Source organism: Pseudomonas hamedanensis, from assembly GCF_014268595.2.
GTDB classification, from domain to species: domain Bacteria; phylum Pseudomonadota; class Gammaproteobacteria; order Pseudomonadales; family Pseudomonadaceae; genus Aquipseudomonas; species Aquipseudomonas hamedanensis.
This window is the reverse complement of record NZ_CP077091.1, coordinates 2,330,800-2,348,743: the sequence shown is the minus strand read 5'-3', so window position 1 is coordinate 2,348,743 and position 17,944 is coordinate 2,330,800. Positions and strand designations below refer to the sequence as shown.

Sequence of the window (17,944 nt, the reverse complement as noted above, 5' to 3'; positions counted from 1 at the left end):
CGTTGAATCTGAAAAGCCTTATGGTCGCTGCGCTGTTTTTGTCGGCGGCCTTCAACGCCCACGCCGAGCGGCTGAAAGACATTGCCAGCATTTCCGGCGTGCGCTCCAACCAGTTGATCGGCTATGGCCTGGTGGTCGGGCTTAACGGCACCGGTGACCAGACGACGCAGACCCCGTTCACCCTGCAGACCTTCAATAACATGCTCTCGCAGTTCGGCATCAAGGTGCCGCCGGGATCGGGCAACGTGCAATTGAAGAACGTCGCGGCGGTGTCGATCAGTGCCGATCTGCCGGCGTTCGCCAAGCCGGGTCAACAGGTCGACATCACTGTGTCCTCGATCGGTAACTCCAAGAGCCTGCGCGGCGGCACCCTGTTGCTGACCCCGCTCAAGGGCATCGACGGCAACGTCTATGCCGTGGCCCAGGGCAACCTGGTGGTCGGTGGTTTCGACGCTGAGGGCCGTGACGGTTCGAAGATCACCGTCAACGTTCCGTCGGCCGGTCGCATTCCCGGCGGTGCGTCGGTGGAGCGCTCGGTGCCGAGCGGTTTCAACCAGGGCAACAGCCTGACGCTGAACCTAAACCGTTCCGACTTCACCACTGCCAAGCGCATCGTCGACAAGATCAACGACATGCTCGGCCCGGGTGTCGCGCAAGCCATCGACGGCGGTTCGATCCGTGTCACCGCACCGCTCGATCCGAGCCAGCGCGTCGACTACCTGTCGATCCTGGAAAACCTCGAAGTCGATCCGGGGCAGGCGGTGGCGAAAGTCATCATCAACTCGCGCACCGGCACCATCGTCATCGGCCAGAACGTGAAAGTCTCGCCGGCCGCCGTCACCCACGGCAGCCTGACCGTGACCATCACCGAAGACCCGATTGTCAGCCAGCCGGGCCCGCTGTCCAACGGCCAGACTGCCGTCGTGCCGCGTTCGCGGGTGAATGCCGAACAGGAAGCCAAGCCGATGTTCAAGTTCGGCCCGGGCACCACGCTGGATGAAATCGTCCGGGCGGTGAACCAGGTCGGCGCAGCGCCAGGCGACTTGATGGCAATTCTCGAAGCACTGAAACAGGCCGGCGCGTTGCAAGCCGATCTGATCGTGATCTGAGGTCGCTCACCATGGATATACGTAAAAGCGGTCTGGTCAGCAGCAGCGATTCGGGGTCTTACTCGGATCTCAATCGTCTGAGCCAGCTCAAGGTCGGCGACAAGAACAGCGAAGCGAACATGCGCAAAGTGGCGCAGGAATTCGAATCGCTGTTCCTCGGTGAGATGCTCAAGTCGATGCGTTCGGCCACCGATGCGCTCGGTCAGGACAATCCGCTCAACACCCCGGCGGCCAAGCAGTATCAGGAAATGTACGACCAGCAACTGGCGGTTTCCATGTCCCGCGAGGGCGGTGGTATCGGCCTGGCCGACGTGCTGATGCGCCAGATGTCGAAGAACAAACCCATGGCGCCGGGTGAAGCCGCTGCCGCTTCTGCTGCCAAGCAGGAAGAAGCCAAAGCCAAGGCTGCGGCCGTGCCAACACCGATTGCCGCTGGCACCGTCGCCACCAACGGTCCGTTGTCGCGCCTCAATGGCGAACGTCCATTGTGGGCGTCACGCTCGGTGAATGCGCCGAACACCGATATTTCTCATCGCAATGATATGGCGCTGATCAATCAGCGGCGCCTGGCGCTGCCGCCGAAACTGGCCGATCGCTTGCTTGCCGGACTGGTGCCGTCGGCACCGACGACCGCCACCACGGCGCCGACCAACGCGCTGCCTTCGCGCGCCGCGACCAGTGCCGTACCCGGCACCGGACCGCTGTACAACGGCGACTGGCTGGCCCGCGCCGAAGAGCAGAAAGCTGCGGGCGGGCAGATGCAGGTTTACGGTCGCGCCATGGCGCAGATTCCGCTGGCGCCAGCGAAGAAGGCGTTCAGTTCCGCCGACCAATTCGTCAACACCATGCTGCCGATGGCCAAGGAAGCCGCCGAGCGTATCGGTGTCGACCCGCGTTATCTGGTGGCCCAGGCCGCGCTGGAAACCGGCTGGGGCAAATCGGTCATGCGCGCCCAGGACGGCAGCAGCAGTCACAACCTGTTCGGCATCAAGGCCAGCAGCAACTGGAAGGGCGATTCCGCGCGGGCGATCACCAGCGAGTTCCGCAATGGCGCGATGGTCAAGGAGACGGCCGAGTTCCGCTCCTACGCCTCGTACAAGGACAGCTTCCACGATCTGGTGACGTTGTTGCAGAGCAACAATCGCTATCAAGAAGTGCTGAAGTCCGCCGATAACCCAGAACAGTTTGTACGCGAATTGCAAAAGGCCGGTTACGCGACCGACCCGAACTACGCGACGAAGATTTCGCAAATTGCCAAGCAGATGAACAGTTTTGAAAACTACGCTGCGGCGGGTGTCTCCACCACGCCTTTATAAGGCACCAGGTAATAAGGTCTGAACCATGAGTTTGCTCAATATCGGGATGTCGGGACTGTCGGCCAGCCAGTCCTCTCTGGCTACGACAGGCAACAACATTGCCAACGTCGACACCGCCGGTTATTCACGTCAGCAAACCGTACAGGGCACCAAAGCGTCGCAGCAGTACGGCAGCGTTTTCATCGGTACGGGCACCACCCTGGCTGACGTGCGCCGGGTGTACAACTCGTATCTGGAAAGCCAGCTGCACACGGCGACCTCGCTCAACAGCGAAGCGGCGTCGTACCTGGCGCAGGCCACGCCGCTGGACGCCATATTGTCCGACACCAACACCGGCCTGACCGGTGTGCTGCAGAAATTCTTCACGTCGATGCAGGGCGTCTCGACGTCGGCCACCGATGACACGTCCCGTCAATCGGTGCTGACCGGTGCGCAGGCGCTGACCAGCCGTTTCAACACCCTCGCCAAACAGTTGAACGATCAGAACACCACGATCAATGGCAGCCTCGGCGACATGACCGCCCAGGTGAACAAACTCGCCACTTCGATTGCCAACCTGAACCAGAAAATCGGCGAGATCTCCACCAGCGGTGGGGCGCCGAACGACCTGCTCGACAGCCGTAACGAAGCCGTGCGCCAGCTCTCGGAGCTGACCGGTGCCCAGGTCGTGGAGCGTGGCACCAGCTTCGACATTTATGTCGGCAGCGGACAGCCATTGGTGATTGGCAACACCACCAACAGCCTGAGCATGGTCGCCAGCAAAACCGACCCGTCGCGCATGTCGATCCAGATGGATCGCGGTTCGAGCACTATCGATATCACCTCGGTAATCAACGGTGGCGAAATCGGCGGTCTGCTGACCTATCGCAAGGAAGTCCTCGACCCGTCGCTCAATGAGCTGGGCCGTGTGGCCTTGGTGATTGCCGATCAGATCAACAGCCAGCAAGCCCAGGGCATCGACAAGAACGGTGACTTCGGCGCGGCGATTTTCAACAACATCAACAGTGCCGCGCTGATCAGTCAGCGCAGCATTGCCCAGGATGGCAACAGCGCCGGCTCCGGCAACCTCGATGTGACCATCAAGGACACCGGCAAGCTGACCACCAGCGATTATCAGGTCACGTTCACCAGCGCCACCGACTACACCGTCAAGCGCTCCGACGGCACCGACCTCGGCACTTTCAGCACCACGACCAATCCGCCGCCGGTGATCGACGGTTTCACCCTGGCCCTCAAGGGTGGCGCCTTGAGCGCCGGTGACACCTTCAAGGTCACTCCGACCCGCAATGCGGCCGCGAGCATCCAGACGGTACTCACCGATCCGAAGAAAATCGCTGCCGCAGGTCCGTTGACCGGTGTCGCCAGCGCTAACGGTCTGGGCACTTACACCCAGCCGACGCTCAGCGACAAGATCGACATCTACAACCCGACCGCCCAGGCTGACATGCAGGCGGCGCTGAAGAATTCGACGCCGGTCAAACTGGTGTTCGGCGCGGCCAGCGGCGGCAGCCAGTCGTACACCCTGGTCGACGCCAAGGGCGGGACGCTGGGCACCGGCACCATCGTGCCTGGCCAATCGAATACCCTGGACCTGAAAGTCGGCATCGTCGATGCCAACGGCAACCCGGTGCTGGACACCAGCGTCACGCCGAACGTGCAGAAAACCTTCAGCGTGCAGACCACCGTCGGCGGCACGCCGAAGACGGGCGAAACCTTCACCATGAACCTGACCGGCGCGGCGTCTTCGGACAACCGCAACGCCCAGGCGCTGGTCGGCCTGCAGACCAGGCAGACAGTCGATACCGGTTCGGCGAGCAAGGGCATCAGCCTGACCGACGCCTACAACAAATTGGTGACCAACGTCGGTACCAAGACCGCCCAGGGCAAATCCGACAGCGCTGCGACCACAGCGATTCTGGATAACGCCAAAGGCGCGCGCGATTCGCTGTCCGGGGTCAACCTGGATGAGGAAACCGGCAACCTGGTCAAATACCAGCAGTACTACACAGCGTCTTCGCAGATCATCAAAGCTGCGCAGGAAACTTTCGCCACGCTGATCAACAGCCTTTAAGGAGTCGTAATTCATGCGCATTTCCACCGCCCAGTATTACGGAACGCAAGCTTCGGATTATCAGCGTAACTTCAACAAGGCCGTTGCCACCGCCAGCGAGGCGAGCAGCCTGCAGCGTATCAACACCGCGGCGGATGATCCGATCGGTGCCGGACGTTTGCTGCAGCTGGGTCAGCAGGCGGCGATGCTCGATCAGTACAAGACTAACGTCGATACCACCAAGAGTGCGTTGAACGTGCAGGAGTCCACTTTGGACTCGATCACCACCGCATTGGCGCGAGCCAAAGAGCTGGCCCTGGCCGCCAACAACGGCACGATCACCGACAAGGATCGCCAGGCTTACGCTTCGGAAATGGGCGAGATCCAGCAACAAGTGCTGGGCCTGATGAACGCCAAGGATGCGAACGGCAATTACCTGTTCTCAGGTTCGAAAACCGATACCGCACCGTACTCGAAAAATGCCGACGGTACTTTCACTTACAACGGCGACCAGACCACCATCAATCTGGGCATTGGCGATGGCATGACCGTCGGCACCAATACCACCGGTTGGGATGCCTTCCAGCAGACCATCAATACCGGTCGCACCAACACCAAAATGACCGCTCCAGCTGTGGATGACGGGCGTGTCGTGCTGTCCAACGGCACTGTCGGCACTGCCGCCACTTATGACGCCAAGTTCACGGCCGGGCAGCCGTATACCATCGATTTCGTCAGCAGCACCCAGCTGAAAATCACCGATGCGTTGGGCAACGATGTGACCGCCGAGGCCAGTCAGAACGGCCTGGTCAGCAACAGCAGCGGCGCCAACCAGACTGTCAGCTTCCGTGGCGTTGACCTTAAGTTGAACATCAACCTGAAGGCCGGTGACACCAACCCGGATGCGGTCATTGCCGGGCACAGCTTCCAGCTGTCGAGCACGCCTGACTCGTTCACCACCACGCGCAGCCCTGGCAATACCTCGGCCTCGGTAATTACCGGCTCGACCATTACTGACCAGGCCGCCTACACCGCAGCATTCCCGCAGGGTGGCGCAGTCCTCAAATTCACCAGCGCCACCGATTTCGATCTGTACGCAGCGCCAGTGACGGCTGACAGCAAGCCGGTGTCCTCGGGCACCGTGGTCGGTGGCAACGCGACCGCGGCGGGTGTGACCTTCGCGCTGGGCGGTACACCGGCGACTGGCGATCAGTTCTCGATCCAGCCGAACAACCACCAGACCCAGAACGTGCTCGACACCCTGGGCCAGATGATCACTGCATTGAACATCCCGGTCGATGGCGATCCGGTCGCCAAGCAGAAGCTGCAAGGCGCGATGGAGGCGGGTCTGGGCAACATCGACGCCGCCGCCAATCAGATCGGCGCCTCGGTCACCACCATTGGTGCCCGCGGCCAGGCGCTGGACATGCAGGCCACCACCAACGACAGCCTGAGCATGGCGAACACCACGACTCAGGGCTCGATCCGCGATTCCGATCCGGCCGAAGTCATGACCCGCCTGACCTTGCAGCAAACCATGCTGCAAGCCGCACAACTGGCGTTCAGCAAGATCAGCCAGTTGGGTCTGTTCAACAAGATCTGATGGCGGGCGGGCGCATCAGCGCCCGTTTGCGCTGTCCCTCAGTCAATGTTTTTTCGCGATAATCAGGGCTCGCTTTTCCGAGCGGGCTCGTACCGCCTGTGAGCCCGCCGTGAATTCACTTCCCCTCGTCAGCATTGCCATTCCCGCGTTCAATCCGCGTTTTTTCGAGCGGACGCTGAACAGTGCTGTCAGCCAGACTTACAGCAATCTCGACATCGTCGTGTGCGATGACAGTCGTGGCAGCGAGATCAAGGATATCGTCAGCTCAGTCACGGAACAGACGGGTGTGCTGGTGCGCTACGTACGCAATCCAAAGACTTTGGGGCTGGTGGGTAATCTGAAGGCCTGCCTCGAACAGGCGCGCGGCGAGTTCATCAAGTTCCTGTGTGACGATGACTTGCTCTACTCGGCTTGTATCGAACAGCAAGCCCATGAGTTGCAGCGCGAAGAGGTCAGTCTGGTGGTCGCGCAGCGGCTGCTGTGGGATGCCAACGACATCATCTTGCCGGCGCGTCTGGAAAACAGCCCGTTGTCGCCCGTGAACGCCTTGCTCAAAGGCGACGATGTTCTCAGTATTTTCGAAAAATTCCCGGTCAACGTACTCGGCGGCTTCAGCAGCGCGTTGTTCCGGCGCGCCGATGTCGCCGAATTGTTGCCGGCCCTGACCGAAGAGGGCGCGTGCTTCGTCGCGACCCTGGATTTTGCCTTGTATGTCTGCCTGCTGCGGCGCGGCAACATGGTGACATCCAACAATGTACTGAGCGCCGAGCGACTTTACCCTGAACGTCTGAGCGCGCAGCAGCCGATGAAAGATGCCGCCGAGGTTGAGCGCGAGTGGATCTTGCAAATGCTCAAAGCCCGCAGCGGCGAGTCGGCACCGGCACAAGGCTGGGTTCGCTATGTGCAACTGACCAAGGCGGATACGTCGCCTCGGGTTTGGGAAGAGCTGCCGCTGAGTCGCACTCTAGGCACCAAGCAGAGCCGTCAGGAACTGGGCGTGGGCGTCGACAGCTTCAGTTTTGGTGAGCTGTATGCGCAGTGGCTGGCATGTCGGGTACTCACCGAGGCGCAGCGCAAGTGGCTGCCGGAAACGCTCGCGGGCTGGTCGCATCAGCCGAGAATCGTACCGATCATCATCGACGCGCAGGGCAGTCGCGATGGTCTGGAACGCACCCTTGCTGCGCTCGCAGCCCAGGATTATCCGCCAGAACTGGTACTGGTGCTGTCTACGGCGTGTACCGAAGCGCAGTTGCAGGATCGGGTGTTTCACATGCCGTTGCAGGATGACGGCCTGGAGCAGATCAACACGCTACTGCCGCAACTGGAAGGCGCCGATTGGTTCTATCTGCTGCAACCGGGTGACTGCCCGGTGGCGCCGGCGTTGCTGGTGATGGCCGATCGCATCGCGCATTCGCGGTCGCTGAGTTGTCTGTATAGCGATGAGGGCAGTCTGCGCGACGGCGAATCGGCGGAGCCGGCATTCAAACCGGATTTCAACCTCGACCTCATGCGCAGTTATCCGTATGTCGGCCGGGCGCTGGCGTTTCAGCGCGAGCGCTTTCTGGCGCTCGGCGGTTTCGCCCCGGCGTTCGCCGAACTGGCGCCCCACGACATGCTCTGGCGGATGGTCGAAAGCGACGGCCTGCAGATCGTCGGCCACATCGCTGAGGTGTTGCTGGAATCGAAATTCGATCTGTCGCAGTGGCTGACTGCACCGGGCGTCGTCGAGCAAAGCCCGCGCATTCTTGAAGCGCACCTGCAACGCCTTGGTATCGCTCACGACATCAGGCGCGGCAGTCGCGAATTGCTCAATCGTGTCGACTATCACTACAACCAGCGTCCCTTGGTCTCGGTGATCATCGTCACGCAGGACCAGACAGCAGCCTTGCAACGCTGTGTCGAGACACTGCTGGAAAAGACCGCCTACGGCGAGTACGAATTGCTTTTGGTCGATAACGGCAGCGAAAGCGCCGAGGCGCTGGCGTGGCTGGATGGCATGGCGCAACTGGGCAGCGACCGGATTCGCGTGCTGAAGTACCCGCAGAAAGGCAATGCCGCCGCCGTGCATAACTTCGCCGTGCAGCAGGCGCGCGGCGAGTACGTGCTGATGCTCAATGCGTTTGCCGTGATCACTCAGGCCGACTGGCTCGACGAATTGCTCAATCATGCGCAGCGGCCGGAAGTCGGTGTGGTCGGTGCCAAGCTATTCAACCCGGATGGCGGCGTGCTGCACGCCGGCCTGATTCTCGGCTTGAACGGGCCGGTCGGGCTGCCGTTCTATGGCCAGCCGATGCAGTCGGAAGGTTATATGTACCGCTTGCAGGCGGTGCATGACCTGAGCGCCGTGGGCAGTGACTGCCTGATGATCCGCAAGTCAGTCTTTGACAGCGCTGGTGGCCTTGATGAGCAGGATCTCAAGCAAACGCTCAATGTCGTGGACCTGTGTCTGCGCGTCGGCCGCGACGGTTATCTGGTGGTGATGAATCCGCACGCCGTGCTGGCGCTGGGCGCGCGGCCAAGTACGGCGACGACGCCGGAAGAGGAAGCGCAGCACGCCGAGGAAAAGGACACGTTTTATCAGCGCTGGCTACCATTGGTTGCGCGCGATTCAGCGTACAACGTCAACCTGACGCTGCAGGGCGTGGGCGCCACCAACTTCAGTCTTGAGCCGGGCCTGCGCACCGGCTGGAGCGCCTTCTCCAAGGCGCAACTGCCGAATGTACTGGCGGTACCGATCAACGCCTCTGCAATCGGCCACTACCGCATGAGCCAGCCAATGATCGAGCTGGAAGCGGCCAACCGGGTGGAGGGGCGGGTCTGCTATGGTTTGCCGTCGATCATCGATATCGAGCGTCAGTCCCCCGATGTGATCGTCCTGCAAGGGCGCTACTCGGAGCACACCATTGATGAAATCCCGCCGCTGAAGAAGTTCTTCCACGCCAGACGGATTTTTGAACTCGACGACTACGTGATCGACGTTCCCCATCGCAATGCCCACATCCGCAACATGCCGGGAAAGCAGGACATGGAGCGCATGGTGCGCCGCGCGATCGGCTTGTGCGATCGCGTGGTGGTCTCGACCGCGCCGCTGGCCAACGCGCTGTCGGACATGCATCACGACATTCGCGTGGTGCCGAACATGTTGGCCAAGGATCTGTGGGGGCATCTGCGCAGCCAGCGCCGCACCTCGAAAAAACCGCGTGTCGGCTGGGGCGGTGGCACCAGTCACCACGGCGACCTGGCGGTAATCGCCGACGTGGTACGTGAGCTGGCCAACGAAGTGGACTGGGTGTTCTTCGGCATGTGCCCGGACGATCTGCGGCCATACATGCATGAATTCCACGGTGTGATTCCGCTGGATGTCTATCCGGCCAAACTGGCCAGCCTGAATCTTGATCTTGCTTTGGCGCCGTTGGAGTTCCACATCTTCAACGACTGCAAGAGCAACCTGCGGCTGCTTGAGTACGGAGCTTGCGGCTTCCCGGTGGTCTGCACCGATACCGAGGCTTATCGTGGTTATTTGCCGTGCACGCGGGTCAAGACCAACAGCACCGATGAATGGCTGCAAGCGATTCGCATGCACTTGGCCGACCCGGATGCGAGTTATCGCATGGGCGATGAATTGCGTGAGGTGGTGCTGCGAGACTACGTCTTGCGCGGGGATAACCTGCGGTATTGGGAATATGGCTGGTTGGCGGATTGATCGCTTGGGTTTGAACAGCATTAAAGAGGCGACCTTTCGGTCGCCTTTTTTTTGCCTGGAATCAGCACTCGCTCAATTCAGCTGAAAACTTGCCTGGCACCTCAAGGTTTGCTCTGACGCTGTCGATATTTCTACATTCGTTTGTTCATCCGTCGGAGCGCAGGCCCCCCGATCGAGATCCGCTTTCAACAACAACGCAAGGAAGACACAAATGTCAGTAGTGAATGGAACGCGCGAAGCGGACGTCCTGTCCGGCACCGACAGCAATGACCAACTCTATGGACTGGAGTCGGATGATGTCCTGATCGGCAGTGCAGGGAATGATGTCCTGGATGGCGGTGAAGGCTTTGATACGGCGACGTATTACGCGATGTCTTCGGGCATCAATGTCGAGTTGGGCAATGCCGGGACGACGGCCTCAGGACCTGAAGGCAAGGTGGATACGCTCATCGGTGTGGAAAAAATTTTCGGGACTTTCCACAACGATACGTTTGCCAGTTCGGTTGGCGGGGTGACGCTGGAGGGTAGCGCCGGGGACGACCTGTACATCGTCGACAGTGAAGGTGTGACGATCATCGAAGAAGATTATTTGGGTTATGACGAGCTACGCACCAGCCTCAACACCATGAAGATGGACCCGTTCATTGAGAAGCTGACTTTCACCGGCACCGGCGATTTCAAGGCTTATGGCAATGCCAGTGACAACGAAATCATCGGTGGTGCCGGCAACGACTGGCTGTGGGGTGGTGATGGTGCCGATCACTTCGTTGGTGGCGAGGGTTACGATACCGTCAGCTACAGCGACAGCCTGGAAGGGGTGCGAGTCGAAGACTTTACCAACTACGACGGACTGACCATTGCCTATGGCGACATGTTCACCGGCATCGAGGCGATTAAGGGATCAGGGTTCGATGATGTGATTTATCGCCATCATGATTCGATGGTCATAGACGGTGCCGACGGTTACGACACTGTGGTTTATCGCTATGCCTTCGATCCGGTCAACGTCCTGGTCGGCCAAGGCGTCAATGCGGCAGGCGACACGCTGCTGGACGTGGAAAAGGTTATCGGCTCCAGCAGCGCAGATCGTTTCACCGTCAATGCCAGCGGTGTGACGGTTGCGGGCGGTGGCGGCGACGACGTCTATACGATCGACAGCACCGACGTGACGGTGGAGGAGGACGCCGACTTCATGGGCGGTACTGATCACGTGTACACCAGTCTGTCTGAATTGAAACTCAGTGCGTTTGTTGAAAACCTGACCTATACCGGGACGGGTGACTTCACCGGGTACGGCAATGACGAGGGCAACACCATCGTCTCGGGTGCCGGGAACGATGTGTTATCGGGTGGAGCCGGTGGCGATCGCTTTGAGGGTGGTGCGGGCATCGATATCGTCAGCTACGGCGACAGCACGGAGGGCTTGAGCGCCTCGCTGAAGTGGGGCCTGCAAAGTGGCATCGCGCTTTATGACACCTACATCGATATTGAAGGCCTGCGCGGTAGCCAGTACGACGATGTTCTGGAAGGCGAGTGGGGCAATAACGTTCTGGAGGGCGGGGCGGGCGATGACCGGATTTACGGTGACGACGGCAACGATTACATCTATGGGGGCCTGGCGTCCGGCCTTGATGCCGCCGGGCAGTCCGACACCTTGTCCGGCGGCGCGGGTGACGATGTCATCGTCGATGCGCGTGACAGCCTGTTCACCCGCGCGAGCGGCGGCGAGGGCAATGATGTGCTTACCGGTGCGGGCAGCCATTACACGTTATTTGGTGACGAAGGCAACGATGTGCTGATCCTTAACCTCACCGGGCAGTCGAATGCCGGCGGTACAGCATATGGTGGGCAGGGCGATGACACCTATATCGTCAACACGTCCGGGCTGGTAACGATCAAGGATGAGGGGCTGGATCTCAACGACACGCTGATTCTTAATGCGATCGCCAACGTCAGCCAATTGAATGTGGCCCGTGTCGGTGACGACGCTTATCTGCACAACGCCAACGGCGGAGGTAGTGGTGTGCCGGACAACGGCGTGAAACTTTTGGGTTGGTACGCGGGGGGGAACACCATCGAGCATCTGCAGACTGCAGATGGCCATGTCTTTGAGCTGCCTGTTGGTCGTGATGGGTTTGCGATGTTCGGGTGATTGGTCGGGTCGTTGGTCTGGCCTGACTTGATCTGAAGGAGGGATGAATCGTGGTTGATTCATCCCTTTTTTGTGTTTGACCTGGCGGCTTTTGGGCCGGCCATGCTCTTGGGGTTTTGGGTGAGTATCCGTTTTTTCGGGGGCTGCTGCTGGCGGTTTCGCCCTTACGGCGAGGCACTTTTTCCAGGCGCCCGGAATGCCGGCCCAGAAAAAAGTACCCAAAAAGGCTTGCTCCTGCGTTCGGCCCTCGCAGGCTCGGGTTCCTTCGCTGCGGGATTGATCCGGGCGCAGCGTTTCCGGTTTGCTTCGCTGCACCTCCTTCCGCTGTGTCTGGCTGCGCCAAACGGTCGCTGCGCTCCCACGCCCGGATCCATCCCTCCACTCAGCCTCCCGAAGTCGCCCGTGGATCAAGAGCACTCGAGCTAACGCTCATTGTTGAGTGGGGCGGCTTCGCCGCGGGCAGCTGCGCTGCTTGCTTTTGCTTTTGTAGGAGCGAGCCTGCTCGCGAAGGCGGCCTGACAGCCGACCTGTTCTCGCTGATGTACTCGATTCAACTGTAGGAGTGAGCCTGCTCGCGATGACGGCCTGCCGGCCAACAAATTTCTACCAGATACAAACGATCCAACGGTAGGAGCTGCCGAAGGCTGCGATCTTTTGATCTCGCTCTTGATCTGGCTTTTGCTCCGGCTTTTGAGCATCTGCATGACTCGCAAGGTAACCCCGATCAACCCACCTCCCGCCGCCGCCCCATCATGAGCTGGCGCGTTTCCTGCAAGTGCCCCGCAAATCGCCATAAAACGAGCGCTTGCCGTCATCGCAGCGGCGCCGCAGGCGGCAAAAGGGTTAGCCAGAAGGCTCGCAACGCTCAACAAAGCCATGCGCAGCCCGGTGAAGAACAAGAGGGGAGACGATGAAGGCAGTTATTTTGGCGGGTGGCCTCGGCACGCGCATCAGTGAAGAGTCGCACCTCAAGCCCAAGCCGATGATCGAGATCGGCGGCAAGCCAATTCTCTGGCACATCATGAAGCAGTATTCCGCGCACGGAATTCACGACTTCGTCATCTGCCTCGGCTACAAGGGCTACGCCATCAAGGACTTCTTCGCCAACTACTTCCTGCACACCTCCGACGTCACCTTCAACATGCGCGAGAACCGCATGGAGGTGCACCAGAATTACAGTGAGCCGTGGAGCGTCACGCTTGTCGACACCGGCGAGGAGACCATGACCGGTGGCCGACTGTTGCGCACTGCGCCTTACCTCAAAGATGAAAAGGCCTTTTGCTTTACTTACGGCGACGGCGTTTCGGATATCGATATTGGCGCGCTGATCCGCTTCCATGAAGCGCACGGCAAGTTGGCGACCGTCACAGCTGTGCAGCCTCCCGGCCGCTACGGCGCGTTGCAACGCACTGGCAATCAGGTCATGGGCTTTACCGAAAAACCGCGTGGTGATGGCGGCTGGATCAATGGCGGTTTCTTCGTGCTCTCTCCGCAGGTCTTGCCGTATATCGCGGGTGACGCAACCAGTTGGGAAGCCGAACCGCTGATGCAACTGGCCGAGCTGGAACAACTGCATGCCTATGAGCATTCGGGCTTCTGGCAACCGATGGACACCTTGCGCGACAAGAACCATCTTGAAGCGTTGTGGCAGAGCGGGGAGGCCCCATGGAAGCAATGGGCCTGAGTGCGGAGTTCTGGCGTGGCAAACGCGTTCTGGTCACCGGGCACACCGGTTTCAAGGGCGGTTGGCTGACCCTGTGGCTGCAAAGCCTCGGTGCGCAAGTCAGCGGTTTTTCGCTGGACCCGTCGACCGAGCCGAGCCTGTTTCAACTGGCGCGGGTCAGCGAGGGTATCAACGACCAGCGCGGCGATCTGCGTGACCTCGGCGCCTTGCTGGAAATCATCGCCGAGACCGAGCCCGAGATCGTTCTGCATCTGGCCGCCCAACCCTTGGTGCGCGAGGGCTATCGCGACCCGCTCGGTACGTACTCCAGCAACGTCATGGGCACGCTGAACCTGCTTGAGGCGATTCGTCAGGTTGGTGGCGTGCGCGCCTGCGTGCTGGTCACCACCGACAAGGTCTACGCCAACAAGGAATGGCTGTGGCCGTACCGCGAAGACGAAGCCCTCGGTGGTCACGACCCTTACAGCAGCAGCAAGGCTTGCTGCGAATTGCTCGCGCAGTCGTATGCCGCGTCGTTTTTCCCGGCGGACAAGCACTCTGAGCACGGTCTCGCGCTAGCCACCGCGCGTGCCGGCAATGTGCTGGGCGGCGGTGACTTTGCTCCGGAGCGACTGATTCCCGATGTGCTGAAAGCCTGGACCGCCGACGAGCCGGTGACCTTGCGTTACCCACAAGCCGTGCGCCCCTGGCAGCACGCGCTGGAACCTCTGGCCGGTTATCTCCAACTGGCTGCCGCCCTCTACGAATACGGCGCGGAATATGCTGGTGCGTGGAACTTCGGCCCTGGCGAGGCAGACATGTGCAGCGTCGGCGAAGTGGTCGAATTACTCGCCAACCGCTGGCCGCAAGCCCGTGGTTTGCGCATCGAACCGAGTGAACTGCACGAAGCCGGTCTGCTGCGTCTGGACAGCAGCCGCGCGCGTCAGGTGCTCGGCTGGCAACCACGCTGGTCGTTACAGGCCTGCCTGACGCAAACGCTGGATTGGCACTTGGCCTGGCAGAACGGCGATGACATGCGCGCCGTGACCTTGAACCAATTGAATCTGTACAGAGAGCGTTCATGACCGATTACACCTTGCAGAAAACGCCACTGGAGGGCCTGTACCTCATCCAGCAGAAAGTGTTCTGCGATGAGCGCGGCCGTTTCGCCCGACTGTTCTGCCAGAGCCGTCTGACCGCCCAGGGTCGTCCTTTTGCGATCCGCCAGATCAATCATTCGCGCACGGTCGGGCAGGGCAGCGTACGCGGTCTGCATTATCAGAAAGCCGGTTACGCCGAATCCAAGCTGATCACTTGCTTGCGCGGCGCGGTCTGGGATGTGGCGGTCGACCTGCGGCCGCAATCGCCGACGTATCTGCAATGGCATGCGCAAGAGCTGCGCGCTGACGATGGCCGAAGTTTTTTGATTCCTGCCGGTTTTGCCCACGGCTTCCAATCGTTGACTGACGAATCGGAAGTGTTGTACCTCACCGATGCGGATTACACACCGGAGCATGAAGCGGGGTTGTCGGCCCTTGATCCGGCACTTGCGATCTCATGGCCGCTGCCCGTCAAGAATTTGTCAGCCAAGGATGCCAGTCATCCGCTGCTCGACGAGCATTTTCAGGGAGTCGAGCTTTGACGGCGGCCACCACCACTGTGCTGGTCACTGGCGCCACCGGTTTCGTCGGTCGCCACTTGGTCAGCGCTTTGCTTTGCAGAAGCTTCAAGGTGCGTGCGGTTGCGCGCGACCTCGACTCGGCCCGCAGTTTGCCGTGGTTTGCGCAGGTGGAATTTGTCGCCGCCGATCTGCACGCGCCGGACCTTGATGTCGAGCGTTTGGTTGAAGGCGTGGATGTCGTCGCGCACTTGGCCTGGAGCGGCTTGCCAAACTATCAGGCGCTGTTCCATTTCGAACGCAACCTGCCGGCGGATTACGCATTTCTCAAACGCGCGGTCGCTGCCGGTGTGAGCCAAGTGCTGGTCACGGGCACATGTTTTGAATACGGCTTGCAAAGCGGCCCGTTGGCCGAGTCAGTCTCGCCCCAGCCCTGCACACCGTACGGCCTGGCCAAGCACACCTTGCGCCTGTTTCTTCAAGCCTTGCAGCATGAGCATGCGTTCTGCCTGCAATGGGCGCGGTTGTTCTACCTCCATGGCGAAGGCCAGAACGCCAACAGTTTGTTGGCCAGCCTGGACCGAGCCATCGATGGCGGTGAAGCACAGTTCAATATGTCGATGGGCGACCAGCTCCGGGATTATCTGGAAATTACCGAGGCGGCCTCACAACTGGCCTCGCTGATCGGCCGGCCAGATGTCGATGGCGTCATCAACTGCTGCAGTGGCCGGCCGATTTCCGTACGGGCGCTGGTTGAGCAACGAGTCCGCGAACGCCAGTCCACGATCGAATTGAATCTGGGTCATTACGGTTATTCCGCCCATGAGCCCATGGCGTTCTGGGGCGATGCCCGGCGAATCTCCCAACTGAAGGGGCAAGAACATGTTGCATGAGCTTTATCGCGCGACCGGCTTGCCGGTGCTGCAGAACCGCACGTTCGCCAGTGCCGAAGAAGCACGAGCCTCAGCGTCGGCAGACATTGTTCTTGTGCAGGACAGCCAGAGCGGATTGATCTTCAACCAGGCCTTCGATGCCGACAAGCTGAGCTATGACGCCGACTATCAAAACGAGCAGGCGCACTCGGCGCAGTTTCAGCAGCACCTCAATGATGTTGAAGCGATCCTGGCCCGACACTTTAAAGGCCGGAACCTGATTGAAGTCGGCTGCGGCAAAGGCTATTTCCTCGAGATGTTGCGGGAGAAGGGCTACGCCATTACCGGGATCGACCCCTCTTATGAAGGTGATAACCCTGACGTGATCAAGGCACCGTTCACCCGCGAGCTGGGGTTGGCGGCGGACGCGATCGTGTTGCGTCATGTGCTGGAACACATCAGCGATCCGCTGGCGTTTCTGGCGCAAATGGCGGCAGCCAATCAGGGCGGACAGATCTACATCGAAGTGCCGTGTTTCGACTGGATTGTCGAGCACAACGCCTGGTTCGACGTGTTCTATGAGCACGTCAATTACTTCCGCCTCGCCGACCTGCGCGCCATGTTTGGCAACGTGCTGGAGGCTGGACATCTGTTTGGCGGTCAATACCTGTACATCGTCGCCGATCTGTCGACGTTGCAACCGGCGCCGGTCGAGACACCGTCCTTGCTGACGCTGGCGAACACCTTCACCGCTAGTCTCGAGCGTGCCGTGCAGATCATTCGGGCCGCGCCGGCACAGGGCTCGGCCATCTGGGGCGCGTCGTCCAAAGGCGTGATCTATTCGCTGGCCTTGCAGCGCGCCGGTGTGGCGGTTGATCGCGTCGTCGACATCAACCCGGCCAAACAGGGGCGTTACCTGCCGCTCAGCGGTGCGCGGGTGTCCTCGCCGCAGGAAGCCATGGATGCCTTGCCGGACGGCGCCAACCTGTTTGTGATGAATTCCAATTACCTCGAAGAGATCAAGCGGATGACCGACGCACGCTTCGTCTATCACGCCGTCGACAGCGCTTCGTTCCAGTGACCCCTGAGACTATCAAGATGACCGAAAACAGCATCCATCAAGCCTTCGAAAACGAATGCCAGCAAGAGATCGCGCGTCAGGGTGACGACCAGAAAGTGGTAGGTCTGGCCCGGGAGTTCTTCAACGAGTCGGCGCGCCATAAATACAGCTACCACTTCTCGTGGATGGGCCGCCCGATCATCCAGCTGCCACAAGACATGATGGCCATGCAGGAGATCATGTGGCAGGTCAAACCGGACCTGGTCATCGAGTGCGGCATCGCCCACGGCGGTTCGATCATCTACTACGCCTCGTTGCTGGAGCTGCAAGGCCACGGTGAAGTGCTGGGCATCGACCTTGACATTCGTCCGCACAACCGCGAAGCGATCGAAAGCCACCCGATGGCCAAGCGCATCCAGATGATCGAAGGCTCGAGCATTGACGAGGCGACCGCGCAGCAAGTCCGCGCCATTGCCGAAGGCAAGAAAGTGATTCTGGTGCTCGATTCCAATCATACCCACGACCACGTACTCGAAGAGCTGCGTCTGTATGCGCCGCTGGTTTCGGTGGGCAGCTACTGCGTGGTGATGGACACCGTGGTTGAAGACATGCCGGCGGACTTTTTTCCGGATCGCCCGTGGGGCCACGGCGATAACCCGAAAACCGCCGTGTGGAAATACCTGGAAGAGAACAACGACTTTGAAATCGATCGGCAGATGCAGAACAAACTGCTGATCACCGTGGCGCCCGACGGCTACCTGCGTCGCGTCCGTTAATTCGCAACATTACCCAGCGTTG

At 60.3% G+C, this 17,944-nt stretch carries 12 protein-coding genes; all 12 read left to right on the top strand.

Annotation, left to right across the window (positions count from 1 at the left end; all coding sequences use genetic code 11):
* Positions 1-20 precede the first annotated feature (20 nt).
* Positions 21-1,109, top strand: coding sequence for a flagellar basal body P-ring protein FlgI (locus HU739_RS10080; protein ID WP_225922843.1), 1,089 nt, complete (start codon positions 21-23; stop codon positions 1,107-1,109).
* A gap of 11 nt (positions 1,110-1,120) precedes the next feature.
* Positions 1,121-2,425 (top strand): flagellar assembly peptidoglycan hydrolase FlgJ, encoded by a 1,305-nt coding sequence (gene flgJ / locus HU739_RS10075; protein ID WP_186550768.1) that lies wholly within the window; start codon positions 1,121-1,123, stop codon positions 2,423-2,425.
* A gap of 25 nt (positions 2,426-2,450) precedes the next feature.
* The gene (gene flgK / locus HU739_RS10070; protein ID WP_186550766.1) at positions 2,451-4,496 is read left to right on the top strand and encodes a flagellar hook-associated protein FlgK; all 2,046 of its coding nucleotides are present in this window, start codon (positions 2,451-2,453) and stop codon (positions 4,494-4,496) included.
* Between the two features lie 13 nt (positions 4,497-4,509).
* Positions 4,510-6,078 (top strand): flagellar hook-associated protein 3, encoded by a 1,569-nt coding sequence (locus HU739_RS10065; protein ID WP_186550764.1) that lies wholly within the window; start codon positions 4,510-4,512, stop codon positions 6,076-6,078.
* A gap of 109 nt (positions 6,079-6,187) precedes the next feature.
* Positions 6,188-9,781: a glycosyltransferase gene (locus tag HU739_RS10060; protein WP_186550762.1), complete on the top strand. Its 3,594-nt coding sequence runs from the start codon at positions 6,188-6,190 to the stop codon at positions 9,779-9,781.
* Positions 9,782-9,992: 211 nt separating this feature from the next.
* On the top strand, positions 9,993-11,933 hold the full coding sequence (locus HU739_RS10055; protein WP_186550760.1) for a calcium-binding protein: 1,941 nt from the start codon (positions 9,993-9,995) through the stop codon (positions 11,931-11,933).
* A gap of 910 nt (positions 11,934-12,843) precedes the next feature.
* On the top strand, positions 12,844-13,617 hold the full coding sequence (gene rfbF / locus HU739_RS10050; RefSeq protein WP_186550758.1) for a glucose-1-phosphate cytidylyltransferase: 774 nt from the start codon (positions 12,844-12,846) through the stop codon (positions 13,615-13,617).
* Positions 13,599-14,681 carry a CDP-glucose 4,6-dehydratase gene (gene rfbG, locus HU739_RS10045; protein WP_186550756.1) on the top strand — a complete coding sequence of 361 codons (1,083 nt, stop codon included), beginning with the start codon at positions 13,599-13,601 and terminating at the stop codon, positions 14,679-14,681. The genes rfbF and rfbG overlap by 19 nt, the downstream gene beginning before the upstream one ends.
* Complete coding sequence (gene rfbC / locus HU739_RS10040) at positions 14,678-15,238, top strand: dTDP-4-dehydrorhamnose 3,5-epimerase (protein ID WP_186550754.1); 561 nt, start codon at positions 14,678-14,680, stop codon at positions 15,236-15,238. Before rfbG ends, rfbC begins: the two co-directional genes overlap by 4 nt.
* A complete protein-coding gene (locus HU739_RS10035; protein WP_225922820.1) occupies positions 15,235-16,107 on the top strand; it encodes an NAD-dependent epimerase/dehydratase family protein in 873 nt (290 codons plus the stop codon). The genes rfbC and HU739_RS10035 overlap by 4 nt, the downstream gene beginning before the upstream one ends.
* Positions 16,097-17,167 carry a class I SAM-dependent methyltransferase gene (locus HU739_RS10030; protein ID WP_186550750.1) on the top strand — a complete coding sequence of 357 codons (1,071 nt, stop codon included), beginning with the start codon at positions 16,097-16,099 and terminating at the stop codon, positions 17,165-17,167. Before HU739_RS10035 ends, HU739_RS10030 begins: the two co-directional genes overlap by 11 nt.
* A 17-nt stretch (positions 17,168-17,184) precedes the next feature.
* Positions 17,185-17,922 carry a cephalosporin hydroxylase family protein gene (locus HU739_RS10025; protein WP_186550748.1) on the top strand — a complete coding sequence of 246 codons (738 nt, stop codon included), beginning with the start codon at positions 17,185-17,187 and terminating at the stop codon, positions 17,920-17,922.
* The last annotated feature ends 22 nt before the right edge of the window (positions 17,923-17,944 follow it).

What these genes read in the sequence shown, in the direction of transcription:
- HU739_RS10030 (WP_186550750.1), top strand. Translation starts at nt 16,097, where the DNA reads ATGTTGCATGAGCTTTATCGCGCGACCGGCTTGCCGGTGCTGCAGAAC.
- HU739_RS10080 (WP_225922843.1), top strand. Translation starts at nt 21, where the DNA reads ATGGTCGCTGCGCTGTTTTTGTCGGCGGCCTTCAACGCCCACGCCGAG.
- HU739_RS10055 (WP_186550760.1), top strand. Translation starts at nt 9,993, where the DNA reads ATGTCAGTAGTGAATGGAACGCGCGAAGCGGACGTCCTGTCCGGCACC.
- rfbC (WP_186550754.1), top strand. Translation starts at nt 14,678, where the DNA reads ATGACCGATTACACCTTGCAGAAAACGCCACTGGAGGGCCTGTACCTC.
- rfbF (WP_186550758.1), top strand. Translation starts at nt 12,844, where the DNA reads ATGAAGGCAGTTATTTTGGCGGGTGGCCTCGGCACGCGCATCAGTGAA.
- flgJ (WP_186550768.1), top strand. Translation starts at nt 1,121, where the DNA reads ATGGATATACGTAAAAGCGGTCTGGTCAGCAGCAGCGATTCGGGGTCT.
- HU739_RS10065 (WP_186550764.1), top strand. Translation starts at nt 4,510, where the DNA reads ATGCGCATTTCCACCGCCCAGTATTACGGAACGCAAGCTTCGGATTAT.
- rfbG (WP_186550756.1), top strand. Translation starts at nt 13,599, where the DNA reads ATGGAAGCAATGGGCCTGAGTGCGGAGTTCTGGCGTGGCAAACGCGTT.
- HU739_RS10025 (WP_186550748.1), top strand. Translation starts at nt 17,185, where the DNA reads ATGACCGAAAACAGCATCCATCAAGCCTTCGAAAACGAATGCCAGCAA.
- flgK (WP_186550766.1), top strand. Translation starts at nt 2,451, where the DNA reads ATGAGTTTGCTCAATATCGGGATGTCGGGACTGTCGGCCAGCCAGTCC.